Raw genomic sequence first — 22,924 nt, forward strand, 5'->3', positions numbered from 1 at the left:
GGCATCGTGCTCGGGGTCGAGCCGGGTCTGCGGTGGCTCGGCCCGTGGGGGAACGGCTCGGGCGGTAGCGGGCATTCGATGCTCAACCGGGCTGTTCAGCCAGGGACTCGTCCTGCTTCATCCGGCTCTTGACGTAGTCGGCGAGGAGGTCGAGGTCGTCGATCAGCTTGATCGACAGGTCCTCGTCGTCGATCTCCACGCCGAACTCGCTCTCCACCCAGATGAGGAACTCGATGGTGTTGATGGAATCCAGCCCCAACGCCTCCACGAGCCCCCGGTCGGGCACCTCGGACGGCGCGATCGACAGTTCGAGGGAGTCCACCAGCACCTTGCGCAGCCGAGCCTTGATCGCCCCGGTCTCCTCCATGATCGTCTTCCCTTCCTCGGTGTCGCGGCGACTCAGAGGTATCCCATCTCACGGAGTCGGCTGCTCGTGTAGTCGTCTTCGTCCGCGGTGTCCCCGGCCGGCTCGGCCTCGGGCACCCTCTCGTTGCGGGCCGTCACCCGGGGATCGGGGGCGGGAACCGGGAGGTCCTCGGTGAAGATCTCCGTCCGGGGGCTCCCGTCGATGTCCGAGGGCCAGGAGGCACCCAGGTCCATCAGCAGGGTGGGCAGGGCGTCCACGAGCGGCACCGTGCCCGGGGTGCGGCCGGGGCGCACCCGCGGCGAGCGCTGCGCCCAGATCCCCTGGTGCCGGTGCAGGCCCGTCTGCGCGCTGGGCGCCCACAGGTCGCCGGTGAGGTCGGTGACCGGCAGGACGGACTCGTCCGCGGGCACCATGAGCAGGTCGGGGGCCCGGCCGCGCTGCTGTCCCGGATAGGCCTCCGCGCTCGGCAGGACGGCCTGGAACACCGGGTCGCCGGTGGGTCCCCTGAGGCCGCCGAGAAGGTCGACGACCTCGGCCGTGACGCGGTCCCGGTCCCTCGGGGCGACCTTGCCCCGGGCCTGCCTCGCCCGGAGGTTGAGGTTGAGCCCGTAGCTTCCGGGGACCGGCATGTAGACCGCGGTGCGGGCGAAGTCGACACGCCGGCCGCCGTCGGCGAACCAGCGGGCCTCGCCGGCCGCGGGTTCGTCGCCCGGCTCGGTCGCGAGCAGGCCGGCCTCCTCCAGCAGCTGGTGCACGGCGAGGGCGTGCGCGCCCTGGCCGAGGCCGTGGTCGGAGACGAGCGTGACCACCGTGTCCTCGTCCACCAGGGAGAGCAGTTCGCCGACCGCGGTGTCGATGGCCCGGTGGACCCGAGTGTTGGCCCGGTCCCAGCCGGAGCCCGCGGGAGCCTTCTCGTGGCGGGGGTGCGTCGTGTCCTCGTAGTGCCAGTAGTGATGTCCGACGCGGTCCGCCTCGGTGAGGACCACCATGACCACGTCGGTGGGCCGGGTGTTCATGAGGTGGCGCACCGAACGGACCCGGGCCTCGACATTTCGTTCGGCCTGCTCCAGATAGCTCATGTCACCGCGGAACATGGTGGCGAGATCGGACTGGAAATGGGCCTTGGCCGCCGCCAGTTCGCGCAGCAGCGAGTCGGGGCGGCAGTGCCGCAGAGTGCGTTCGAGCGGCCAGGTGATCTGGTAGCCGGGCAGGTCGGCCGGCGGGTGGGACATCGGGATGTTGACCAGCCCGAGGGTGTACTCCTGCGCCGCCAGCCAGTCCCAGGCGTTGGTACGCCCCAGGTCGCCGGCCCGGGTCAGCCGTGCTCCGTAGGCGGGGTCCTGGGTGTCGTAGAACTGGTAGATGCCGTGGTTGCCGGGGTGGCCCGCGGTGACGAAGGTGCTCCATCCCGGGGCTGTGTGGGCCGGCCAGGTGCAGGTCGTTCTGCTGCTGGCCGAGGAGCGCAGCAAGCGGTCGATGTTGGGCAGCAGCCCACGGGCTGCCAGGGGATCGATGACATCAAAAGTCCCCCCGTCTATACCGATGACGAGGGCATGCGGCGAAGGCGGCATCAGTCGTCTCCAACTGTGGACAACACCTGCGACAGAGGGCGGCGGCAAGACGGCCGTCGGTGATCCGGGTGACCGTAACACCGAACGCATACCCTCCTCCACGGAGACACCGATTCGGATCTTGGGACTGTCCAAAAGGCGCGCCGCACCACTGCGGCACCCGCATACCCCTCCCCCTTGTCTGCTTTGCCGGAACGCCCCTGCACAGGGGCTCTTCTGCCGCCGTTCTCGCCGCGCCCGAATATCGATTGAGGGCTCTGCGGTATGGCCGGAACAGTTCGATGAACCGGCCACGACCTCCGCCGGCCACATCGATCACGGGTATCCCATGCGATCAAGAAGGCAGTGTTGACTTGCCTCGCTTCCGTGGTGGAGCCTCATGTGGCAAGCCGTACGAGAGCGCCTTTGGCATAAGTCTGTCCTTTTCTCGTTCGGCTCCTCTCATTTCCGGTGACGCCCCATGGTTCCTCCCTTCGGGAAGGGACGAGGAAATGCGAAGGGCAGCGCACATTCGCCCCGCTGATGGAGAGGCCGACCGCAGATGTCTCCGCCCGCGCCTTCCGCCCCCTTGACCCTGACCGTAGTGGTCCCCACCCGGGGCGACCACGAGCAACTGCGGCTCACCCTCGCCTGCCTCGCAGCCCAGGCCGGCGCACCGCCCCACGAGGTGGTCGTGGTCGACGACAACGACCGCGGCGGTGAGGACTCCCGGGCCCTGACCTCCGTACTGGAGGAGGTGCGCGGGCTCCTGCCGGTGCGCGCGGTGGCCGGTCCCGGACGCGGGCGCGCCGCGGCGCGCAACACCGGCGCGGCGGCCGCCGGCGCACCCTGGATCGTCTTCCTCGACGCCGATGTGGTGGTGGGGCCGGGCTTCCTGCGCGCGTACGGCGAGGCGGCCCGGCCCGGCCGCTTCCTGCACGGCCGGATGCGTGAACTCCCGTCCGCGAGGAGGCTGCTGGGTCGGCTGCGGAGCGCGCCGCTCGCCGAGGTCCAGGAGAGCGGGGCCGCGCTGCACACCGCGCCCGAGGAGGGCGCCGAGCGCGGCCCCATGCGGCGCACGATGACCAACGCGCTGGAGCGCGCGATCGAGTCGATGGCCGGGGGCGCGCTGCCGGACGTCGCTCCGTGGCTGGGGCTGGTGGGCGCCAACTCGGCGGTGAGCAGGGAGTCCTGGTGCCAGGCGGGGGGTTTCGAGGAGAGCTTCGGCCGGGTGTGGGGCTGCGAGGACCTCGAGTTCGGTCTCCGGCTGCACGAGGCGGGCCTGCGGCGCCACCTCGTACCGCGGGCCCTGGGCATCCACCTCAGCCACGTCCGGCGCGACCGGTGGGAACAGCACAGTGTGAACATGGAGCGCTTCACGGCTCTGCACCCCCTGCCGTCCGTGCGCGCGCTGTCCGCCCTGCTCGGCGCCGACGGGAGCCCCGAGCGCTATGTGGCCGCCGTCCGGGCCGACACCCCGGCGCCCGGTTTCGTGGACACGCCGTGAGCGGGGCGGACGGCGCCGGCGCGCACGTCGTGGTCTCCCCGCATCCCGACGACGCGGTCTGGTCCCTCGGGGGGCGGCTGGCCCGCTGGGTCGCCCGGGGCGTCCCCGTCACCGTCGTCACCGTCTTCGACGGCCCGGCGATCGCGGGTGCGCGGGGCGACGGTGTGCCGGCCGGTGACGTACGGGCCGGGGGTGCGCGGGCCGACGGCGCGCGAGCGGCCGCCCCGGCGACAGACGGCGCGCGGCCCGCCCGGGACGCGGCCGACGCCAAAACGCCCGGCGCCACGCACGACCGGGACGCCTGGCGCTCGATCGCGCGGCCCGCCCTCCGGCGCCGTGAGGACCGGGCCGCGCTGACGCTCCTCGGCGCCGCACACGTCTCCCTCGGCTTCACCGACGCCGCCCTGCGCACCTCGGGCGACCGCTACCGGTACAGCTCCGCACTCCGCGTCCGCGGCCCCCGGCACGCCGACGACGCTCCTCTCGCCGACGAGTTGGGCGCGGCGCTGCGCTCCTGTTGCCCGCCCGGGACCCGAGTGCACGGGCCGTTGGCAGCGGGCCGGCACGTGGACCACGTGCTCGTCAGGGAGGCCGTGGAGCGGCTGGGGCGGCCGGACACGGCTTGGTACGAGGACTTTCCCTACCCCCTGCGCCACCGCGACCACGAGGGCATGGCGGCGGGCTTCACGCCGCTCACGTCGGCCGAGATCGACACCTGGCTGGCCGGCGCGGCGGTGTACGCGAGCCAGGCGCAGGCACTCTTCGACGGGACGGACAGGCTGCGCGAGACACTCCTCGCCCGGGTCCGGGCCCATGGCACCGCAGCACGACTCCCTTACGCCGAGCGCTTCTGGCTGCGATCCGCACACGTCGCGACGGACGCCGGCCACCGGCCGCCGGGAGAGCCGCCACCTCCACCGGACGACCGGAACACCCCCGCGCCCCTCGGACGACCGTGAAAGGAACCCTTCGTGCCCCCCTACACTCCGTTGCCGCTGATCGGCAACGACCTCGTGATCAACGAGGACTCGTGCAACCTGAGTTGCACCTACTGCCTCACGGGACAGAGCAACCTCAAAGAGGGCCACTCGCTCCAGCTCATCTTCGACCCGCCCAAACGTGACGACTATTCACCGACCACGGAGCTGGGCAAGCGCATCAACACGGTGGCCGACCAGATCAACGACCGCTTCAACCTGCCGCTGTTGAAGGTGACCGGCGGTGAGATCTTCCTGGTCCGCGGCATCATGGACTTCCTGGAGGAGCAGTCCCGGCACTACGAGGTGCTGGTTCTGCAGACCAACGGCGTCCTGGTCACCGAGGAGCATCTGGAGCGGATGCGCTCCTGGGGCAACGTGGTGCTCCAGATCTCGCTGGACAGCCACCTCTACCAGGGCAACAGCTACCGCGTGCAGTCCGAGTCGCTGCACGGAAAGGTGCTGCGCTCGATCACCCGGGCGCTCGACTCCGGTCTCCCGGTGGAGATCTACGGCGTGCTCAACGACCGCAGCGTGGCCGAGCTGACCGAGTTCGCGGGCTGGCTCAACGAGTTCGAGCACCCGCCGACGTTCTTCCCGTTCCCCGTGCGAGGCCCGGACTCCGACCATTTCAAGATCCGGCCCGAGCAGATCAGCCACATCGAGGAACTGGCCGCGCGTTACGACGAGTTCAGCGGCATCCTGCCGCCGTACCCGTACTTCGACCGGCTGCTGAGCTTCTACCGCGAGGGCAAGCGGACCTTCCGCTGTCATCTGCCCCGGCTGGTCGTCTCCAGCTTCAGCGACGGCGTCATCACCCCCTGCCCCAACATCTGGTTCTCCGACATGGGCAACATGCTGGGCGACAAGGCCGGGCAGGTCCTGGACAAGCTCGGCAGCAGCGGGCTCTACCGGGCGCTGCTCGCCCCGAAGCCGAGGCTGAGCGCCTGCCACGGCTGCTTCACGCCCTGGGACACGCTCTCGATGTACTTCGAGGACGAGATCACCCTGGACGAGCTGTGCGCCGCGCCCACCTACGCCCCGCCGCGCATCCGCGGCATGATCGAGAACGCCAAGGCCGACTACCTGGCGGGCGCCGGTGCCTGAGGTCACCGCATCCCCCGGCACGCTCCTCGACGCCGTCCGCCGCTTCGACCCCGGGCACCCGGTGCTGGAGGGGCTGACGTGCGGCGAGCTGACGTCGAGGGCGCAGGCGGTCGCCGAGGCCGTGCGGGCCCACGAGGCCGTCGGCGAGGCGGTGGTCCTGCGGATGCCGAACGGGCCCGACTGGGTCGTCGCCTTCCTCGGGCTGCTCGCGGGCGGCTCCCTGCCGCTCCCCGTGGCGCCGGACACCCCCGGCCCCGAGGTGCGGCGGCTGCTCGAACTCGCGGGCGGCGGAAGGGTGCTGGCCTACCCGGAGCGGCCCGGCGAGAAGATCGAGCTCACCGGTTCGCCCGGGGTGCGCGTCGACGGCGGGCCGGGGGTGCTGCTGCCCACCTCCGGCTCGACCGGCTCACCCAAGCTCGTACGGCGCGACGAGGCGAGCTGGCTGTCGGAGGCCCGGCGCTACCGCGACGGAGTCGGCGTCACCGAAGAGGACACCGTCGTCCTGCCGGTGCCCCTCTCCCACGCGTACGCGCTCGGCTGGCTGTGCGGCGGGCTGCTGTCGGGCGCGGCCCTGCGCCCCGTGCCGCCCACGGCCCTCGGGCAGACGGCGCGGGAGCTGGCCGAGGGCGCCACCGTCATCACGCTGGTGCCCGCCACGGCCCGGCTCCTGGCCACTCGGCAGCAGGTGCGCGCCCGGCGCGCCCGCCCCGGCTCCCCCGCGCCGGCTCCGCGCCTGCGGATCGCCATGGTCGGCGCCGGCCCCGTCGACGCCTCGCTCGACACACTGTTCACCGAGGCCTACGGGATCGGTGTGGCCCGCAACTACGGCTCCACCGAACTGGGCGCGGTCTTCAGCGGCCCCGCGGGCCTTCCTCCGCTGTGTGTGGGCGCGCCCCTGCCCGGTGTCGAGCACCGGCTGGTGGACCCCGCCACGCAAGAGCCCGCGCCGCAGGGCCCCGGGGCGCTCCAGATCCGTACCGATGGGGTGCCCGACTGGCACGACATGGGCGACCTCGCGGTGCCCGACGGGGGCTCGTTGCGGATTCTCGGCCGCGAGGGCACCGCCGTGCGCCGGGGCGGACGCTGGGTCGCCCCCCTGGAGATCGAGGCGGTCTTCCGCGCCCACGACGCCGTGCGCGAGGTGCGGGTCACCGGCAGGCCCCGGGTCCACCAGGGCGAGGACGGGATCGCGGCCGAGGTGGTGGTCGCCCCGGGAGGCCCCGACGAGACGGAGCTGCGCGCCCACGCGGCCCGCCATCTCGCTCCGTACAAGGTCCCGGACACCATCGTGCTGCGCAGCGCCCTGCCGAGGACCGCGAGCGGGAAGACGGCGGCCGCGGCCCGGTACCGGCTCACGCCCCGCGCGATCGAGGCGGCCCGCGCCTACAAGACGTCCGAACTGCTCTTCGCCCTGCACGAACTGGGCGCCCTCACCGCCCTGGCCGAGGGCACCGCCCTGGCCCCGCTCAGCGCGGAACTCGGCTGCGACCCGCGGGCCCTGGAGGTCCTGCTGGACACGGCGGCCTCGCTGGGCCTGCTGTCCACCGCCGCGGAGTCCGAGAGCGCCGCCGCCCGTGTCCCGCTCGCCGAGCTGACCGCCTTCGTGCGCCTGGAGGAACGGCTGTCCCGCGACCTGGTGACCCGGGAGGCGCTCGCCGCCGTCGCGCGCTCCGGGCAGGCCCGGCGGCCGTTCGAGCGCCGGCCCGAGGACGCGGACCACGCGGAGCTGGTCACGGTGTACCAGGGGGCCATGAGCGGCCCCTCGGCCCTGGCCCGTACCGCCCTCGGTCTGCGTCTGCTGCGTCCGCGCCCCGGCGCCCGGCTGGTCGAGGTGACCGCGGGGCCGGGCCGCTATCTCGACCGGCTGCTGGCGAGGGACCCTGCGGCGGGCGGCCACCTGTGGCAGGCCGGCCGCCTCAGCGGTCCGGCGGCCGGCCGGGTGGCCGAGGCCGTCGCCGCCGGCCGGGTGAGCACCGGCCCCGGCCTGCCGGTGGGCCGGGCCGACTTCTGCGTGATCTCCAACGCCGTGCACGACCCCGCGTCGGGCGCGCTGCTGTCCGCCGTGCTGGCCTCCCTGAAACCGGGTGGCCTGCTGCTGGTGGACGACGTGTTCCTGCCGTCCGGCAGGCCGGACGGCGAGGACACCGGGCCCGCGAGCGGCGCCGAGCTGGCGCTGGACTGGCTCACCCACGGCGGCACCGCCTGGACCAGCGTCGAGGCTCTGACCACCGGACTGGCCGAGGCGGGCGCCGACGTCGTGCGCCATCTGCCGTTCGATCACTCTCCCTGCCATCTCGTCATCGCGAAGGAGGCCGACTGATGGGCGAACTCTCCGCCCGCATCGCGGAAAACATGGGTCAGCGTGGCCGGGTCGTCGTGGTCTCCGGGGCTTCCGGGGACATCGGCAGCGTGTGCGCCCGCCAACTGGCCGAGCTGGGCGCCACGGTGGTGGCGGGCTACCACCAGCGCGAGGAGAGGACACAGAAGCTCGCCGTCGAGGTCGAGGCGGCCGGCGGGACCCTCGTGCCCGTACAGGCGGACCTGTCGGCACCGGGCGGCCCCGCCCAGCTGGTGCGCGCGGCCGTCGAGCGCTTCGGCCGCGTCGACGGCCTGGTCGCCGCGGCCGGGCTGCGCACCCGGCGGCTGGCGATGGCCACCGACGCGGCGGCGCTGGACCGGCTCCTCCAGGTGAACCTCGCGGGGACCATCAACCTCGCCAAGGCGTGCCTGCGCCCGATGATGCGCGCCAAGTACGGCCGTATCGTGCTCTTCGGCTCCCGGGCGGGCACCAGCGGCCTGCCGGGCCACGCCGCCTACGCGGCCACCAAGGGCGCCCTGCAGCCCTGGGCGGCCTCCCTCGCCGGCGAGGTGGGCGGGCACGGCATCACCGTCAACGTCATCGCGCCGGGCGCGATCCGGGCGGAGGTCATGGACTTCTCCCCCGAAGAGCGCGACCTGGTCATGAAGTTCATCGGCGCGGGCCGGCTGGGCGAGCCCGAGGAGGTCGCGGCCGCGGTCTCCTTCCTGCTCTCCCCCTCGGCCTCGTACGTCAGCGGCAACACCCTCGTGGTGGACGGCGGTGCGCGCTTTTGAGCCCCGACGCGTCCGGTGCGCCGCCACTGCGCATCGCGATCCTGGGCGCCGGCTGGGTGTCGCGCACCGTGTGGCGGCCACTGCTGGAGGCGCACCCCGCCTTCGAGGTGGCCGCGGTCGTGGACACCGATCAGGCGGCGGCCCGGAAGGTGGCGGCCGGGGGCCGGGAGGTCCCGGCCCTGTCCCGGACGGCGGAGCTGGCGGACCTGGAGCTGGACGCCGCGGTGATCGCGCTGCCCAACCACCTGCACGTGCCCGCCGCCTGCGAACTGCTGGACCGGGGCGTGCCGGTGTTCGTCGAGAAGCCGGTGTGCCGCACACTCGCCGAGGCACGGACCCTGGCCGCCGCCGCCCTGGAGGGCGGGGCGGTCCACGCCTGGAGCGCGGCCCGGCACCGGGGTGACGTCCGGGCGCTGGCCGGGCTGCTGCCCCGGCTCGGCGAGGTCCGGGCGCTCGGCCTGAACTGGACGCGGGCCTCCGGGGTGCCCCAGCGCGACGGCTGGTTCGTCGACCGCGGCCTGGCCGGCGGCGGCTCCCTGCTCGACCTGGGCTGGCATCTGCTGGACGTGGGTCTCGACCTGCTGGGCTGGCCGCAGGTGACGCGGGCGCTGGGCACCCTGTCGCTGGACTGGATGGGCCGTGCCGAGGCGACCTCCGACTGGCGCGCCCAGGCCGATGACGCCGGGCCCGGCGCGGTGCGCGCCGCACTCGTGGAGGACACCGCGCGCGGCTTCCTGCTCACCGATACGGGGGTCGCCGTCTCCCTGGAGTCGCGCTGGGCCTCGCACCACGCCCTGGACAGCACCACGTTCACCGTCGAGGGGACCGAGGGCGTCGCGGTGCTGCGCTGCACCTTCGGCTTCAGTCCGCACCGGGTGGACCGCTCCTCGCTGACCCTGCTGCGCCACGGCGAGGAGACCGGGGTGCCGCTGCCCGAGGAGCCCGTCGGCGTCGAGTACGAACGTCAGGTCGCCGAACTGGCGGCGCGGCTCACCGGCACCCGTGCCGAGGGGACCCCGACCCGGGCGGACTCGCTGGCCGAGATCACCTCGCTGGCCTCCTGCGTCGACCGCCTGTACCAGGCCGCCCGCGGCCCCGGGCCCGCCGTGCCCGCCCCCTCCCTGGAAACCACCCGCCCTCGGCTCCGGAGTCTCTGATGGAATCCGCGTACTTCACCCATGTCTGGGGACGGGAGAACGTCACCGTCCGCGAGCGCTACGAGCAGTTGTGGCAGGAGCTCGAGGCCGCCGACCGGCTGGGCTTCGACTACGCCTTCTCCGTGGAGCACCACTGCACCCCGCACGAGAGCTGGATGCCCTCGCCCGCGGTGTTCTGTACCGGTGCGGCCCTGCGCACGGAGCGCATCCGGGTCGGCCCGATGGGCTGGGTGCCGCCGCTGCGGCACCCGCTGCACGTGGTCGAGGAGGTCGCCACCCTGGACCAGCTCCTCGGCGGGCGGCTGGAGGTGGGGCTGGCCTCGGGCGTCAGCGAGCAGCCCTTCCTTCCCTTCGGGGCGGACTTCGCGGGCCGGAAGGTGCTGAACCGGGAGTGCGCGGACCTGCTGCGCACCGCCCTGACCGCCGAGGGCCCCTTCGACTTCGACGGTCCCGCCCACCAGCTCAAGAACGTGGAACTGTCGTTCGGGGCCCGTCAGCGGCCGCATCCGCCGCTGTGGATCCCCACGACGGACCGCAACACCCTGCGCTACCTCGCCCGCACCGGGGGGCACACCTCCTCGACGATGATCGTGCCGCGCGCGGCCATGGGCCTCGTGTACCGCCACTACATCGACTGGTGGCGCGAGGAGGGACAGCCCGGCCTGCCCCGCATCGGCTACTGGAGCCTGGTACACGTGGCCGAGACGGACGCGGAGGCGGAGGCACGCGCGGCCGAGCAGGTGACCGACACCTTCGTGAACACCCTGCGCTACGGCTCGGTGAAGAGGTCGGGCACACCGGCGGCCCCCGCGAGCCGGCTGAGCACGCCCGACATCCTGGCCGGCAGCGGCGACTTCCGGTTCCTGATGGACCAGAACCTGGTGTTCGTCGGCTCCCCGCGCACCGTCGCCGAGCGCATCAGGGCGGCCGCGTCCGAGGGCCTCTTCAACACCGTCCTCGGCGAGTTCACCTTCGGCGACATCGCGGGCGCGGAGTCCATCGCCTCGATGGAGCTGTTCTCCCGCGAAGTGATGCCCCTGCTGGCCGAGTTCACCCCCTACCAGCCCGAGCAGACGGACGAGTCCCACGTCGCCGTCTCCCGAACGACAGGAATACGCGTTCCATGACTTCACCGGAGAGTGTCCTCATCGGGTTCCCGGGCGGCGACGACGACGCCGGCCGTACCCTCGCCCGGCGCCTGGCCGACGCCGTGATCGAGCGGGGTGGCCGGGCCGCCGTGCTCAGCGGTGACGCGGTGCCCGACGGCGTACGGGCGGCCGCCCGTCCCCCGGAGGGCCGGCCCGCCCTCGCCGTCGAGGTGACGGGCGGGCCCCGGGCGGACGAGCCGCTGCTGGTCGGCCCGGCGGAGCCGGACCCGGTGGGCAGGCTGCTGGGCGAACTGGAGCGGCACGGGCTGCCGGGGGGCGCCCCCTCGACGCCCTACAGCGCGGAGGAACAGGACGAGGTCGCCCGCCGCCTCGAGGCCCTCGGATACATCGACTGAAAGCAAAGGACTCCGTGATGGTGACGTCCGTCGGTGGCGCGACCCGTGAGGCCCCCACCCCGGCCCCACTCGACGACCTCGTGCGGCGGCTGCGCCAAGTGCCGGACCGGCACCGCCGGTTCGCGGTCACCGCGGCCGGGGTGCGCCGTCTGTACCGCATTCGCCCCGAGCTGCTCGGCGAACTGATCGGCGCGGGGTTGCCGTACATCGGCGAGGGCGCCGACCGGCTGTACGACGGGTACGACCTCGGCAACGCGGCCCTGCACCTGGGACTCGTCTCGGTGCAGAGCCGCTCCATGCGGTCCTGGGCCAAGGCGCTGCAGTCGGCGGCCGCGCACGACCCGCGCTACCGCATCGAGGTCGTCTCCTCCTGCCCGGTGCCCGGGCACCCGGGGCCGTGCCCGTACTCGGTGCTGCTGCCGGACGGCACCCGGCTCGTCGAGGGGCCCGCGGCCGATGCCCGCCTGGCCGCGTTCGAGGTGTCCCCCTTCTCCGGCTGGCCCGCTTTGCCCGGGGCGGTACGCGAACTGCTGCGCGAGGTGGACGGGATCGGGTTCTTCCTGCTGCCCGAAGCGGTGCGCTGGGACCCCGAGTTCATGTGGCGCACCCGGATGGCGGACTGCGGGGGCGCTGCCGCGTGGCTGGTCGCGGAGGGCGCGCGCAGAGGGCTGGCGGTCCGGTTCTCCTTCGGGCTGCTGGTGGCCAGGCCGTACTCCACACCGCACTGCTGGGCCGAGTTCCTGGTCGACGGGGTGTGGGTGCCGGTCGATCCCCTGCTGGTGCGGGCGCTGAACCAGTGGGGCGGGCTGGACGCGGGCGCCTTCCCGCCCGACGGCCGGCCCGGGGCGCTCTTCCACCGGCTGACGGACCGCTTCACCAAAGTCGTCAGCCACGGCGGGATCTGGGCCCACACGTCCCTGCCCACCGAGCCCGCAGGCTGAGGGACCTCCTCCGCGTCTGCGGGGAGAGCGTCCTTTTTCAGCCTTCCTGGTGAGTCGGTTGTGGCACGGCGGTGGCCACCCGGATCACGCCCTAGGGTGGTCCATGTCCCTGGAGCCTTGTGGGCCCCACCGCTCCTTCGACGACGAGAGGACGGGCATGACCCCGCAAGAACTGGCGCACCACGCACTGGAGTTGCCCGGTACCACGGACGACGAGGCCTTCGGGCCCGGCGCCACGGTGTTCAAGGTCGAGGGCAAGGTCTTCGCGATTCTCCAGGACCCGACGGAGGAGCAGCCGGCGCAGGTCACTCTCAAGTGTGAGCCGAACCTGGCCCTGCATCTGCGGGACGAGTACCCCGCGGTGGGCCCCGGTTACCACGTCAACAAGCGCCACTGGAACACGGTCGTCCTCGACTCCACCGTTCCCGCGCCCGCTGTGCGGGAGATGGTGGACCACTCCTGGGACCGCGTGGTCTCGGGAATGCGGAAGGCCGACCGCGAGCGGCTGACACTCCAGCGCGGCTGAGTCGGTCGCGGCCCGCCACCCCGCCCCACCTCGCTCCGCTCCGCACCATCGCACCCACCAAGAGAGAGAGCACCACTCATGGCAGTTCCCAGGCTGACCCTGTTCGCGATCGTGTCGAAGGACATGGGCGAGTCCCTGGCGTTCTACCGCCGGCTCGGGCTCGACATCCCGGCCGACGCCGACTCCGCCCCGCACGTCGAGACGGTGCTGCCCGGCGGCATCAAACTCGCCTGGGACAGCGTCGAGACCGTCCGCAGCTACGACCCCGACTGGAGCGCCCCGACCGGCGGTCACCGCTCCGCCGTGGCCTTCGAGTACCCCGACCCCCAGGCCGTCGACACCGCGTACGCGGAGCTGGTCGACGCCGGTTACGTCGGCCACATCAAGCCGTGGGACGCGGTCTGGGGCCAGCGCTACGCGATCGTCCTCGACCCCGACGGCATCGCGGTGGACCTCTACGCCCCCCTGCCCGCCTAGGAGCGACTCACCGGAGGTGCCGAGCCGTTGTCGTACCTCGGGATCGACATAGGCGGAACCAAGACGGCACTGCTCCTGGAGCGGCCCGGCGCCCGCCCGGCGTACGCCCGGTTCGACTGGCCCGCGGAAGCGGACGCCGACGCGGACCTGGCCGCTCTCGCCGGGGCCGTCTCCCGCCTCGTAGGCACGGGCGGCCCCCGCACGGTACGGGCCGCGGGCATCGCGCTGCCGGCCACCGTCCGGGACGGACTGATGGTCGCCTGGCCCTCCCGCCCCTCCTGGGCAGGGCTGCGGGTCGGCACCCTCCTGGAGCGGGTGCTGCCGGGTGTGCCGGTCGCCCACGAGGACGACGGCAGTCTGGCCGCCCTCGCCGAGGCCGCCGCGACCGGGGCGCGGGATCTCGCGTATCTGGGCGTGGGCACCGGTATCGGTGGCGGCCTGGTGCTCGGCGGCGCGCTGCACGGCGGACCGCGTGGCGGGGCCGCCGAGATCGGCCACATGGTGGTCGACCCCGGCGGCCCCGTCTGCGTGTGCGGCCGTGTCGGCTGCCTCCAGGCGGTCGCGTCGGGCCCGGCGACCCTGGCGCGGGCCGCGGCCCTGCTCGGGGCACCGGTCGCCCCGGACGCCTTCCGCACGGGCCTCGCGCAGGAGTGCGCATGGGCCAGGGATGCTCTGCGTCCGACCGTCGCGGCCCTGTCGGTCGCGGTGGTCAACCTGGGCGAGCTGGTGCAGTGCGCCGAGGTCAGGATCGGCGGCGGCTTCGGCCACGGGGTGCCGGGCCTGGTGGCCGCGGTGCGCGAGGGGTCCCGGCGGCTGGCCCGGCCGGGCGCCCCTCCCCCGGCCGTGCGCAGGGCGGCCGCCGGCCCGCGCGCCTCCCTGCGCGGGGCGCTCCTGCTGGCCCGCGAGACGGCGCCGGAGCCGGCGGCCGGGGCCGCCGGCTGAGCGGACGGGGCGCTTGTCCGGGCCCTCCCGTGCCTCAGCCGGGCAGTCGGCCTCCGCCGGGCAGACCCAGCAGCTCGCGCAGCGCGGGAGCGACGTCGTACAGGGACAGGTCGTCGGCCGGGCCCGGCGTGAGGCCGGGGTGGCTGAGCATGAAGATCCCGGTGTCCCCGTGGTTGGCGTGGTCGGGGCCGGTGTCGTTCTCGGTGGTGTAGAGGCCCTGCCCCATGCCGAGGGTGGCCAGCGCGCGCCAGCGCAGATCGCCCACGTAGACCAGCAGGTCGGGGGCGATCCCGTTGACCTCCGGATAGAGCTGGTCCGGGCGCATGGCCCGGGTGCCCATCGGCTGTCCGGCGTCGTCGTCCATGCCCTCCAGGGCCCTGGCGATCTTGTCGAGGGTGCTCTCGTACTCCTTGGCCGGCACGATGCCCTGGGGTTCGCGGCCCTCCACGTTGAGGAAGACGCGGCCGTAGTAGCCGCCCTCCGCCCAGGCCGTGGTCCGCTTCCAGTCGACCTCGGCCCGGGCCATCGGCGTCGGGCCGGCGGGCTCCTTGGCGAGGACGAGCAGACCCTCCTGGCGCAGCCACTCGTTGATGAACAGTCCGCCGACCATGGGCTGGGCCCCGTGGTCGGACACGACCATGACCGAGGTGTCCTCGGGGAGGCATTCCAGGAACTCGCCGATGTGCCGGTCCAGGGACCGGTAGTAGTCGCGGAAGAGGTTCTCGTACGGGTTGCCGGGCTCGTGGCGCGGGTGGGAGGGGTCGCAGTACTTCCAGAAGCCGTGGTGGAGCCGGTCGGGCCCCATGTCGACGAAGGAGAGGAAGTCCCAGTCCTGGCTGGTGGCCAGGTGCCGGGCCACCTGGAAACGCTGCTCGCTCATGTCGAAGATCTGCTGGGACACCCGGTCGAGCTCGGGCGAACGGAAGTTCTCCACGTCGAGCATGTATCCGCCGGTCAGCTTCTCCAGGTCGTCGCGCAGACCGGGCGGTGAGGTGTACCGGGCGCGGGTGGACGGCGCCAGGAAGCAGGAGACCATGGCGCCGCGGATCGGCGTGGTCGGATAGGTGCCGGGCACACCGAGCACCACGCTCTCGCGGCCGGCGGCCGACATCTCGTCCCAGATCCGGGGCGCCTTGATGCTGTGCGACGTCGCGAAGGCCAGGGGCCCGTAGTCGTGGGCCGCGCGATCGCGGAAGCCGTACACCCCCAGTTCGCCCGGGGTCCGGCCGGACATCATGCACGACCAGGCGGGCATGGTGATGGGCGGGTCGACGCTGCGCATCGGGCCCCACAGCGAACGCTGCCGCAGGCCGCTCAGGACGGGCATGTCCTCGGCGAAGCGGTCGAAGAGGAGTTGGGGGGTGGCCGAATCCAATCCGATCACGGCGACCCTGCCGGCATGTGGCATCTGGTTCTCCCTCTGTCGTACGGGGCCGGACGGTCAGGAGGCGGTCACGAGCCGGGTGAGCGCGCCGGCGGCCAGTCGGTAGCCGAGCGCCCCCATCCCCATGACCACGCCCGCGGAGAGCGGTGCGGTGACGGACATGTGGCGGAACCCCTCGCGGGCCCAGACATTGGAGAGGTGCACCTCGATCCAGGGCGGCGCGTAGTCGGCCAGCGCGTCCCGCAGTCCCCAGCCGGCGATCATCAGGGCACCGGGGTTGACGATCGCGCCGAGCGCGTCGCCGTGTTCCTGGAGCAGGTCGATGAGTTCGCCCTCGCCGTTGCGCTGCTCGGACACCAGCTTCCAGCCCCGGGCGGAGATCTCCCCGGCCACCGTCTCCTCGATCTCCGCGAGGGTGGTGGTGCCGTAGATCTCCGGCTGCCGGGTGCCGAGCGTGCCGAGATTCGGGCCGTTGAGCAACAGCACATGACTCATTCCCGACCCCCGTCCGCCACGCCGAGGACGAGATCCCCGTCCAGCCCCAGCGGCCGCACCCCGATCGAGGCCAGCACGGTCGGGGCCACGTCCACCATGTCCATGGGGGTGTCGCCGTCGGGGGCCAGTGCGGCGCGGCGGTAGAAGAGGGCGTTGTCGCGGGTGTGGGTGCCGGTCAGCATCGCGTCGGCCCGCACGACCCCGCTCCCTCCCCAGGCGCCGCGCAACTGCACGCCCTCGGCCGGCAGGACCAGCAGATCGGCGGCCTGGGACAGCAGGGGCCCCTCGTACAGGGCGTCGGCGCGCAGCACCTGCGAGACCAGCAGCGGACCGTCCACGTCGGTGCCCGCCCGCGCCCCGTCCGAGCGCAGTCGCAGGAGTTCGTCGGCGATCTCCGCCGACATGTCCTCCGCCTCCGCGTCGGAGAGCCCGCCGCCGGGGAAGCGGCTCTTGCGGTTGAGATAGATGCGGGCCGGGTCCAGTGCGAAGGCGGTGCTGCGGGAGTCGAGGCCGGTGAGCTTCTTCGTGGAGTCGAGGTCGGCCAGGTAACCGGACTCCCGCAGCCAGGTGTTGACGTAGCACTGCCGGTCGGCGGGGCCGAATCCGTGGTCGCTGACCATGAACAGTTCGTCGTCCGGGCGCAGCAGGGCCACGAGCCGGCCCACACACTCGTCGACCAGACCGTAGAAGTCCCGTACCGCCTGGTGCAGGGGGTCCTCGGGGTCGGCCACGGCCCGCCACAGGAAGTGGTGCACGCGGTCGGTCTCGGTGAAGACCGCCACGCCCAGCTCCCAGGGCTCGTGGGTGAGCAGGTACTCCATGGCGTCGGTGCGGGCGCGCAGGGCCCGGATCGCGCGGGTGAGGAACCCCTCCGGGTCGGCGACCACGTCGCCCACCTCGACGTCGAGTTCGTAGCCGAGGCGGCGCAGTTCGGGCAGGAGCCGGGCGGGGGTGACCGCCCGATTGAAGTGGGGGGCGACGAACCCGGCGACCAGGACGCTGTCCATGGCGACGGCCGGGTAGGTACCCGGCACGTTGACGCACACCGTCCGCCGTCCCGCCGCCGCGGCCAGCGCCCAGAGGGCGGGCTCGCGCAGGTGCAGCAGGTTGGGGAAGTGCACGCGGTAGCCCTCACCGGGGACCAGGTCGGTGAAGCCGAAGATCCCGTGGCGAGCCGGATTGGTGCCGGTGAGGAAAGTGGCCCAGGAGGTGGAGCTGATCTCCGGTACGGGGGCCCGTAGTTCTCCGCAGAAACCCTCGGCCAGCAGGTCCGCGACATGGGGCAGCACCCCTTCGGCGGCGAGCTGGGTGAGCAGAGTGCGGGGCATACCGTCGAGCCCGATGATCAGGGCGCGCTCTGCCATGTGTCCCGTCTCCTCTCGTCAGGCGATAGGGGTGCCGGCGGGGGCGATGCGCCGGTTGACGTACTCGGCGAGGAGGTCGAGGTCGTCGATCAGCTTGATCGACAGGTCCTCGTCGTCGATCTCCACGCCGAACTCGCTCTCCACCCAGATGAGGAACTCGATGGTGTTGATGGAATCCAGCCCCAACGCCTCCACGAGCCCCCGGTCGGGCACTTCGGACGGCGCGATCGACAGTTCGAGGGAATCCACCAGCACCTTGCGCAGCCGAGCCTTGACCTCATCCACAGTGCAACGTCCTTTCACGGGACCGAGCGAGCCGGAAGGGTGACGGAATCCACGGCGGTACGGGGGTGCGTGCGGCGGGCGAGACGCCGGGGAGGGCATGAAACCGGAACGTACGGAAGACCGCCGGAAAAAGAGAGCGAGCAGGTGTCACATGACAGGACTCGAACATCATCTTGGTGCCAACGCCGATTCACAGTAAGCCACATGACGGTGCCCTGGGCATTCCCTTCTGGCCATTCCCCGAAGAACGTGCCCGGAAAGCAAAAGCCGGCAGCCGGGGCGCCGGTCCCGTGTTTCGGTGCGTTGTCGCACGTCCGGCGGCCGCGGGGCCTCGCCGCCGCCGTGCTTTCCCTTCAGTACACGGACCACGGCGCGGTGTTGACGTGCTTCGCGGGGGCTTGCTAGATCTGGACCCCCAAGGGCGGCGAGCGGCATTCCCCGCCGCCGTTCCCTCACAGGACCGCGCGCCACAGCCCAGACCGTCGGGTCTCCACGTCGAGCACCACGCCCGGCCGGTCCTCGGTGACCCCCGCCGGCGTGAATCCCCGTCACCGCGACCGGACCGAACGCACGCTTTCCCCCAGCGGCCGGCCCCCTCCCGCCCACGACCGAGAGGCACGTTCATGTCATCCAACCGGGTCGACGAGGTTCTGACGTTCCCCGCGTGGCCGCAGCACGGTCCCGAGGAGCGCGCGGGCCTGCTGCGGGCACTGGACCAAGAGGGCTGGTGGCGCAACGGCGGAAGTGAGGTCGACTCTTTCGAGGAGGAGTTCGCCGCTCTGCACGGAGCGCCGCGGGCGCTCGCGACCACCAATGGGACGCACGCCCTGGAGCTGGCCCTGTCGGTGCTGGGCGTCGGGCCGGGCGACGAGGTCCTCGTCCCCTCCTTCACGTTCATCTCCTGTTCGCTCGCCGTGCAGCGCACCGGTGCCGTGCCGGTCCCCGTCGACGTGCGGCCGGACACCTACTGCCTCGACGTCGACGCGGCCGCGCGCGTGATCACCCCGCGCACGAAGGTCGTCATGCCCGTGCACCTGGCCGGGCAGTTCGCGGACATGGACGCGCTGGCGGAGCTGAGTTCGGCCACCGGCGTGACCGTCCTGCAGGACGCGGCGCACGCGCACGCGGCGCGCTGGCGCGGGCGGCGGGTCGGCGAACTCGGCTCGATCGCTGCCTTCAGCTTCCAGAACGGCAAGCTGATGACGGCGGGCGAGGGCGGGGCCCTGCTGCTGCCGGACGAGGAGAGCTACCAGGAGGCGTATCTGCGCCACGGGTGCGGCCGACCGCCGAAGGACCGGCTCTACGAGCACCGCACCCAGGGCTCCAACTACCGTATGACCGAGTTCTCGGCCGCGGTGCTGCGCGCGCAGCTCTCCCGGCTGGAGGAGCAGGTCGCCGTGCGTGAGGAGCGTTCGCGCCATCTCATGGCGGCCCTGGCGCGCATCCCCGGTGTGGTCCCGCAGGGCAGGGACGAGCGCGGTGACGTCAAGTCGCACTACATGGCCATGGTCCGGCTTCCCGGCACGACGGCGGAGCGCCGTCTGGCGCTGGTGGACAGGCTGATCTCGCACGGCGTCCCGGCGTTCGTCGCCTTCCCCCCGGTCTACCGCACCAGTGGTTTCTGGGAGGGCCCGCACACCGGCGATGTCGACGACCTCGCCAAGCGCTGCCCGGTGGCCGAGGAGATCGGCAACGACTGCCTGTGGCTGCACCACCGGGTCCTGCTGGCCGACACCCCGGTCCTGGACCGGCTCGCTGAGGTGTTCGCCTCGGCCGTCGCCGCCGGCTGAGTCCCGGGCAGGGCGCGGCGGCCCTTTCCCCGCTCGCCACTCCCCTCGCTCCCCCTTCTTCCTCGCCTCCCGTTCCCTCCCGTCCCCTCCCTCATTTCGACCGACGCTGGAACACGCAGCGGCCTCCCGTAAGGAAACGTGAGTACATGACGGTGCGTCATGGGTACCGCACGGTGGTCTTCGATCTGGACGGCGTGCTCATCAACAGCTTCCAGGTGATGCGCCAGGCGTTCGCCCTCGCCCATCACGAAGTGGTGGGCGAGGGCGAACCGCCCTTCGACGAGTACCGCACCCACCAAGGTCGCTACTTCCCCGACATCATGCGCCTGATGGGGCTCCCCCTCTCGATGGAGAAGCCCTTCGTCGAGGCGAGCCGGAGCCTCATCAAGGAGGTGGAGGTGTACGAGGGCGTCCCGTGGTTACTGCAACGGCTGCGCGCGTCGGGGATCGGTACGGCCATCGCCACCGGGAAGTCCGGTGAGCGGGCGCGCGAGGTGCTCGACGTGGTGGGCCTGCTGCCGCTGCTCGACGCCGTCGTCGGCAGCGACGAGGTGCCCCGCCCCAAACCCGCCCCCGACATCGTTCTGGAGGGCCTGCGCCGACTGGACGCGGAGCCGCAGCACGCGGTGATGGTGGGCGACGCGGTCATCGACCTCCAGGCGGGCCGGGCCGCGGGCACGGCCACGGCGGCGGCCCTGTGGGGCGAGACCACCGCGGGGCCGCTGCGCGGGGAGCGGCCCGACCACGTACTGCACCAGCCGACGGAACTGCTCTCCGCCGTTCTCGACGAGGCGTCCCGGTGAGCGCCCCGGTGGCGGGGCCGCGCCGCAGCGTCCTCGCGCCGCAGGGCGCCCGTCTGGAGCTGGCCGGGCTCAGCGGGGCGCAGGCGTGGCGGACCCTGGTCGAGACGGCCGAGCTGGTGCGGGTGTCGGGGTACGACACGCTGTGGCTGGAGGACCGCACGGACACCGTGCCACGTCGTGAGCTGCAGCCGGTGATCGAGGGGTGGACCGCTCTCGGCGCCCTCGCGGCGACCGTCGCCGACATCGGGCTCGGTCTCCTGAGCGCCGTACCGCCGCACCGCAATGCCGTCGTCCTCGCCAAGCAGGCGGCCTCGGTCGACATCGTGTCCGGCGGGCGGTTCCAGCTCGGCCTGCCCACCACCGACCATCTCGCCGAACACGCCGCGGCGGGGAGCACGCCCCTGGGCGCCGACACCGCGCCGGCTCTCGCCGAGACGGTGGAGGCCCTGCGGATGCTGTGGTCCGGCGTCCCCGCCGTTGTCGACGGTGACGTGGTGAAGCTCGCCGGGGCACACGCGGTGCCCGTTCCGGCCCGGTCCCCGCTGCCCCTGGCGGTACGCGCGGACGCGGCGCACCCGGACGCGGCCGCCCTGCTGCCGGAGGCCGTGGTACGCGCCTGCTCGTCCGTCCAGTGGCAGGGTGAGCCGGAAGAAGTAGCCCACGCGGTAAGGGAGTTCGGGCGGCGCCGGGAGTCCTTGCGACTGGACCCCGCAGGCGTGCGGCACGCCCTGGTCGCGGAGTGCCGTGTCTTCGACGACCGGCTCGGGCTGGAACGCTGGTTGTCGAGCCCGCACGTGGTGGTGTTCTGGAGCCACCACCCCGACCTGCTGGCCCGGCGCAGCCTGTACGGGACCGTGGACCGGCTCGCCGAACGCGCGGGTCAGTACACCGCGAGCGGGATCGAGGAGTTCGTCCTCTGGTTCCGCGACTACCCCGCGACCGAGAGCCTGCGCCGCTTCGCCGAGGAGATCGCGCCCCGGGTCCCCACGGCACGGCCCGCGGGGGTGTGAGCGATGACGTCCGGCACCGACACCACGACCCGTGCCCTCCTCTCCGCCGACTGGCTGGCCACCGCCGGGCGGCTGCCCGCTCCCGACCCGGCGCCGCGCAGTACGGTCGCGTACCGGCTGACGGTCACCGACCCGCCGCCCGGCACGGCGCCCGTCACGGACGTCCTCGTCGACCTGGCGGGCGGACGACTGGGGGTGAGCCGGGCCGCCGGGGAACCGCCCGGGCTGCTGATCACCGCGCCGTACGCCGCCGCGTACGACCTGCTGCTGGGCCCCGCCCGGGCCAGGGTGGAGATCCTGGAACGCGGTGACGTACGGGTCGTCGGCAACTTCAGTCTGCTGTTCTTCATCGACGCCGCTCTGGAACGCGACCGCGCGGGGCAGGTCGCGGCACTGCGCGAGGGCACCGCCGTGCCGCCCGGAGCCGTACGCGCGCCCGGAGCGCGGGGCGTGCCGCGGGAGCACGGCGACGGCGTCGCGGCTTCCCCCTCGGATGCCGAGGCGGTGGAGCGGGCGGCGCAGAACCTGCCCCGGACGGTGCGCGAGCTGCGCCGTGAGGTGGGCGACTCGACGCCCGGGGCGCAGTTCTACGTCTCGCTGGACGGCAAGACCGTGGCCGACGCCGGACTGGGTACGGCCCGCCCCGGCGTCGCCATGACAGCCGACTCCATGCCGCTGTGGTACTGCTGCGCCAAACCGCTGCTCTCCGTGGCGCTGGGCCGGCTCTGGGAGCGGGGGGACTTCGACCCCTACCTGCCGGTGGCCCACTACCTGCCCGAGTTCGCGGCCGGCGGCAAGACGGCGATCACCTCGATGGAGCTGCTCACGCACACGGCGCCCGTCCCGACCGGCCAGGACCCGCTGCACGGTGTGGTGGGGGCGGCGGACGAGGTGCGGCTGCGACGGGCGTTCGAGGCGGTGGTGCCCCAGCGGGAGCCGGGCACCCCGGCCGGTATCAACTACAGCCAGTGGTGGGCGTGGTTCGTGCTGGCGCGCCTGCTGCCGGTGCTCGACGGACGCGACTACGGCGCCTACGTCGAGGAGGAGATCCTGCGCCCCTGCGGGATGGACCGCACCCGGGTGTACCTGACGCCCGAGGACTACGACGCGTACGGGGAACGGCTCCCGCTGATCCACGTGAGCAACCTGGGCGACACCCCGCAGCCCACGTGGTTCTGGTCGACCCGGGGCGCCACCACCCACTGCATCCCCGGTGTGAACACCCGGGGGCCGCTCAGCGACCTGGGCCGGCTCCTGGAGATGCTGCTCGCCGCAGGGGCCGCGCCCGGCGGGCGCGTCCTCTCCCCGACGAGCGTGGCCGCGCTGACCGGCCGGCACCGCACCGGAGTGCGCGACCGGTACGGGAACGCCGACTGGGGCTTCGGCCTACGCCTGGAGTGCGCCTCGCTGGGAGAGGAGTTCGTCAGCTTCTCCCGGCACGCCTCACCGCGTGCCTTCGGCCACGACGGGCTGTGGACCGCCACCGCCTTCGCCGACCCCGAGACGCGCCTCGCCGTGGCACTCCACCTGAACGGCAAGGTGGAGCACGAACGGCACCAGGAGCGCATGTTCCGCATCACCGACGCCGTCCACCAGGATCTGGGACTCGTCTGATCCCCACCCCCTGCCGCTCCGCCCGGCACCG

At 72.9% G+C, this 22,924-nt stretch carries 22 protein-coding genes; 16 read left to right on the forward strand and 6 right to left on the reverse strand.

The window, feature by feature from the left end; genetic code table 11:
* Positions 1-82 precede the first annotated feature (82 nt).
* Together ACTWJ9_RS11185 and ACTWJ9_RS11190 are read right to left on the reverse strand one after the other, a co-directional pair.
* The gene (locus tag ACTWJ9_RS11185; protein WP_279334095.1) at positions 83-367 is read right to left on the reverse strand and encodes an acyl carrier protein; all 285 of its coding nucleotides are present in this window, start codon (positions 365-367) and stop codon (positions 83-85) included.
* Positions 368-399: 32 nt separating this feature from the next.
* Positions 400-1,938 carry an alkaline phosphatase family protein gene (locus tag ACTWJ9_RS11190; RefSeq protein WP_279334096.1) on the reverse strand — a complete coding sequence of 513 codons (1,539 nt, stop codon included), beginning with the start codon at positions 1,936-1,938 and terminating at the stop codon, positions 400-402.
* Between the two features lie 583 nt (positions 1,939-2,521).
* Between ACTWJ9_RS11190 and ACTWJ9_RS11195 the strand changes: the two genes are divergently transcribed.
* The 12 genes from ACTWJ9_RS11195 (at position 2,522) to ACTWJ9_RS11250 (ending at position 14,148) form a co-directional block, all read left to right on the forward strand.
* The gene (locus ACTWJ9_RS11195; RefSeq protein WP_279334097.1) at positions 2,522-3,424 is read left to right on the forward strand and encodes a glycosyltransferase family 2 protein; all 903 of its coding nucleotides are present in this window, start codon (positions 2,522-2,524) and stop codon (positions 3,422-3,424) included.
* On the forward strand, positions 3,421-4,383 hold the full coding sequence (locus ACTWJ9_RS11200; protein ID WP_279334098.1) for a PIG-L deacetylase family protein: 963 nt from the start codon (positions 3,421-3,423) through the stop codon (positions 4,381-4,383). Before ACTWJ9_RS11195 ends, ACTWJ9_RS11200 begins: the two co-directional genes overlap by 4 nt.
* 12 nt (positions 4,384-4,395) lie before the next feature.
* Complete coding sequence (locus ACTWJ9_RS11205; protein WP_279334099.1) at positions 4,396-5,508, forward strand: radical SAM protein; 1,113 nt, start codon at positions 4,396-4,398, stop codon at positions 5,506-5,508.
* Positions 5,501-7,828, forward strand: coding sequence for an AMP-binding protein (locus tag ACTWJ9_RS11210; protein WP_443295635.1), 2,328 nt, complete (start codon positions 5,501-5,503; stop codon positions 7,826-7,828). Before ACTWJ9_RS11205 ends, ACTWJ9_RS11210 begins: the two co-directional genes overlap by 8 nt.
* Positions 7,828-8,601 carry an SDR family NAD(P)-dependent oxidoreductase gene (locus tag ACTWJ9_RS11215; RefSeq protein ID WP_279334101.1) on the forward strand — a complete coding sequence of 258 codons (774 nt, stop codon included), beginning with the start codon at positions 7,828-7,830 and terminating at the stop codon, positions 8,599-8,601. Before ACTWJ9_RS11210 ends, ACTWJ9_RS11215 begins: the two co-directional genes overlap by 1 nt.
* Positions 8,598-9,758, forward strand: a complete 1,161-nt coding sequence (locus ACTWJ9_RS11220) for a Gfo/Idh/MocA family protein (RefSeq protein ID WP_279334102.1) — start codon at positions 8,598-8,600, stop codon at positions 9,756-9,758. Before ACTWJ9_RS11215 ends, ACTWJ9_RS11220 begins: the two co-directional genes overlap by 4 nt.
* Positions 9,758-10,885, forward strand: coding sequence for an LLM class flavin-dependent oxidoreductase (locus ACTWJ9_RS11225; protein ID WP_387036105.1), 1,128 nt, complete (start codon positions 9,758-9,760; stop codon positions 10,883-10,885). The genes ACTWJ9_RS11220 and ACTWJ9_RS11225 overlap by 1 nt, the downstream gene beginning before the upstream one ends.
* On the forward strand, positions 10,882-11,262 hold the full coding sequence (locus ACTWJ9_RS11230) for a hypothetical protein (protein WP_279334104.1): 381 nt from the start codon (positions 10,882-10,884) through the stop codon (positions 11,260-11,262). The genes ACTWJ9_RS11225 and ACTWJ9_RS11230 overlap by 4 nt, the downstream gene beginning before the upstream one ends.
* A gap of 17 nt (positions 11,263-11,279) precedes the next feature.
* Positions 11,280-12,203 (forward strand): transglutaminase domain-containing protein, encoded by a 924-nt coding sequence (locus ACTWJ9_RS11235; protein WP_279334105.1) that lies wholly within the window; start codon positions 11,280-11,282, stop codon positions 12,201-12,203.
* 157 nt (positions 12,204-12,360) lie between these two features.
* Positions 12,361-12,729 carry an MmcQ/YjbR family DNA-binding protein gene (locus tag ACTWJ9_RS11240; RefSeq protein WP_279334106.1) on the forward strand — a complete coding sequence of 123 codons (369 nt, stop codon included), beginning with the start codon at positions 12,361-12,363 and terminating at the stop codon, positions 12,727-12,729.
* A 78-nt stretch (positions 12,730-12,807) separates the two neighbouring features.
* On the forward strand, positions 12,808-13,206 hold the full coding sequence (locus tag ACTWJ9_RS11245; protein WP_279334107.1) for a VOC family protein: 399 nt from the start codon (positions 12,808-12,810) through the stop codon (positions 13,204-13,206).
* A gap of 27 nt (positions 13,207-13,233) precedes the next feature.
* Positions 13,234-14,148, forward strand: a complete 915-nt coding sequence (locus tag ACTWJ9_RS11250) for an ROK family protein (protein WP_443295637.1) — start codon at positions 13,234-13,236, stop codon at positions 14,146-14,148.
* A gap of 34 nt (positions 14,149-14,182) precedes the next feature.
* Here the strand turns inward: ACTWJ9_RS11250 and ACTWJ9_RS11255 are convergent, their stop codons facing one another.
* From ACTWJ9_RS11255 to ACTWJ9_RS11270, 4 genes are read right to left on the reverse strand one after another with little or no spacing between them, the layout of a single operon-like run.
* Positions 14,183-15,556: an alkaline phosphatase family protein gene (locus tag ACTWJ9_RS11255; protein WP_279334109.1), complete on the reverse strand. Its 1,374-nt coding sequence runs from the start codon at positions 15,554-15,556 to the stop codon at positions 14,183-14,185.
* A gap of 33 nt (positions 15,557-15,589) precedes the next feature.
* Complete coding sequence (locus ACTWJ9_RS11260) at positions 15,590-16,027, reverse strand: type II 3-dehydroquinate dehydratase (protein ID WP_279334110.1); 438 nt, start codon at positions 16,025-16,027, stop codon at positions 15,590-15,592.
* Positions 16,024-17,391, reverse strand: a complete 1,368-nt coding sequence (locus tag ACTWJ9_RS11265) for an alkaline phosphatase family protein (RefSeq protein WP_387036096.1) — start codon at positions 17,389-17,391, stop codon at positions 16,024-16,026. The genes ACTWJ9_RS11260 and ACTWJ9_RS11265 overlap by 4 nt, the downstream gene beginning before the upstream one ends.
* An 18-nt stretch (positions 17,392-17,409) precedes the next feature.
* On the reverse strand, positions 17,410-17,676 hold the full coding sequence (locus ACTWJ9_RS11270) for a phosphopantetheine-binding protein (RefSeq protein WP_279334112.1): 267 nt from the start codon (positions 17,674-17,676) through the stop codon (positions 17,410-17,412).
* A gap of 623 nt (positions 17,677-18,299) precedes the next feature.
* Between ACTWJ9_RS11270 and ACTWJ9_RS11275 the strand changes: the two genes are divergently transcribed.
* From ACTWJ9_RS11275 to ACTWJ9_RS11290, 4 genes are all read left to right on the forward strand, one after another.
* Positions 18,300-19,466, forward strand: coding sequence for an aminotransferase class I/II-fold pyridoxal phosphate-dependent enzyme (locus ACTWJ9_RS11275; protein ID WP_279334113.1), 1,167 nt, complete (start codon positions 18,300-18,302; stop codon positions 19,464-19,466).
* 146 nt (positions 19,467-19,612) lie between these two features.
* Complete coding sequence (locus ACTWJ9_RS11280) at positions 19,613-20,269, forward strand: HAD-IA family hydrolase (RefSeq protein WP_279334114.1); 657 nt, start codon at positions 19,613-19,615, stop codon at positions 20,267-20,269.
* On the forward strand, positions 20,266-21,279 hold the full coding sequence (locus tag ACTWJ9_RS11285; RefSeq protein WP_279334115.1) for an LLM class flavin-dependent oxidoreductase: 1,014 nt from the start codon (positions 20,266-20,268) through the stop codon (positions 21,277-21,279). The genes ACTWJ9_RS11280 and ACTWJ9_RS11285 overlap by 4 nt, the downstream gene beginning before the upstream one ends.
* Before the next feature lie 3 nt (positions 21,280-21,282).
* On the forward strand, positions 21,283-22,893 hold the full coding sequence (locus tag ACTWJ9_RS11290) for a serine hydrolase domain-containing protein (protein WP_387036091.1): 1,611 nt from the start codon (positions 21,283-21,285) through the stop codon (positions 22,891-22,893).
* The last annotated feature ends 31 nt before the right edge of the window (positions 22,894-22,924 follow it).

This window comes from Streptomyces sp. GDS52, from assembly GCF_052246875.1.
GTDB lineage: Bacteria > Actinomycetota > Actinomycetes > Streptomycetales > Streptomycetaceae > Streptomyces > Streptomyces cathayae.

Excerpts from the sequence above, each read along its gene's own strand:
- ACTWJ9_RS11245 (WP_279334107.1), top strand. The coding sequence starts at position 12,808 with ATGGCAGTTCCCAGGCTGACCCTGTTCGCGATCGTGTCGAAGGACATG.
- ACTWJ9_RS11275 (WP_279334113.1), top strand. The coding sequence starts at position 18,300 with ATGTCATCCAACCGGGTCGACGAGGTTCTGACGTTCCCCGCGTGGCCG.
- ACTWJ9_RS11235 (WP_279334105.1), top strand. The coding sequence starts at position 11,280 with ATGGTGACGTCCGTCGGTGGCGCGACCCGTGAGGCCCCCACCCCGGCC.
- ACTWJ9_RS11185 (WP_279334095.1), bottom strand. The coding sequence starts at position 367 with ATGGAGGAGACCGGGGCGATCAAGGCTCGGCTGCGCAAGGTGCTGGTG.
- ACTWJ9_RS11190 (WP_279334096.1), bottom strand. The coding sequence starts at position 1,938 with ATGCCGCCTTCGCCGCATGCCCTCGTCATCGGTATAGACGGGGGGACT.
- ACTWJ9_RS11265 (WP_387036096.1), bottom strand. The coding sequence starts at position 17,391 with ATGGCAGAGCGCGCCCTGATCATCGGGCTCGACGGTATGCCCCGCACT.
- ACTWJ9_RS11215 (WP_279334101.1), top strand. The coding sequence starts at position 7,828 with ATGGGCGAACTCTCCGCCCGCATCGCGGAAAACATGGGTCAGCGTGGC.
- ACTWJ9_RS11260 (WP_279334110.1), bottom strand. The coding sequence starts at position 16,027 with ATGAGTCATGTGCTGTTGCTCAACGGCCCGAATCTCGGCACGCTCGGC.
- ACTWJ9_RS11255 (WP_279334109.1), bottom strand. The coding sequence starts at position 15,556 with ATGCCACATGCCGGCAGGGTCGCCGTGATCGGATTGGATTCGGCCACC.
- ACTWJ9_RS11280 (WP_279334114.1), top strand. The coding sequence starts at position 19,613 with ATGACGGTGCGTCATGGGTACCGCACGGTGGTCTTCGATCTGGACGGC.
- ACTWJ9_RS11225 (WP_387036105.1), top strand. The coding sequence starts at position 9,758 with ATGGAATCCGCGTACTTCACCCATGTCTGGGGACGGGAGAACGTCACC.
- ACTWJ9_RS11230 (WP_279334104.1), top strand. The coding sequence starts at position 10,882 with ATGACTTCACCGGAGAGTGTCCTCATCGGGTTCCCGGGCGGCGACGAC.
- ACTWJ9_RS11240 (WP_279334106.1), top strand. The coding sequence starts at position 12,361 with ATGACCCCGCAAGAACTGGCGCACCACGCACTGGAGTTGCCCGGTACC.
- ACTWJ9_RS11290 (WP_387036091.1), top strand. The coding sequence starts at position 21,283 with ATGACGTCCGGCACCGACACCACGACCCGTGCCCTCCTCTCCGCCGAC.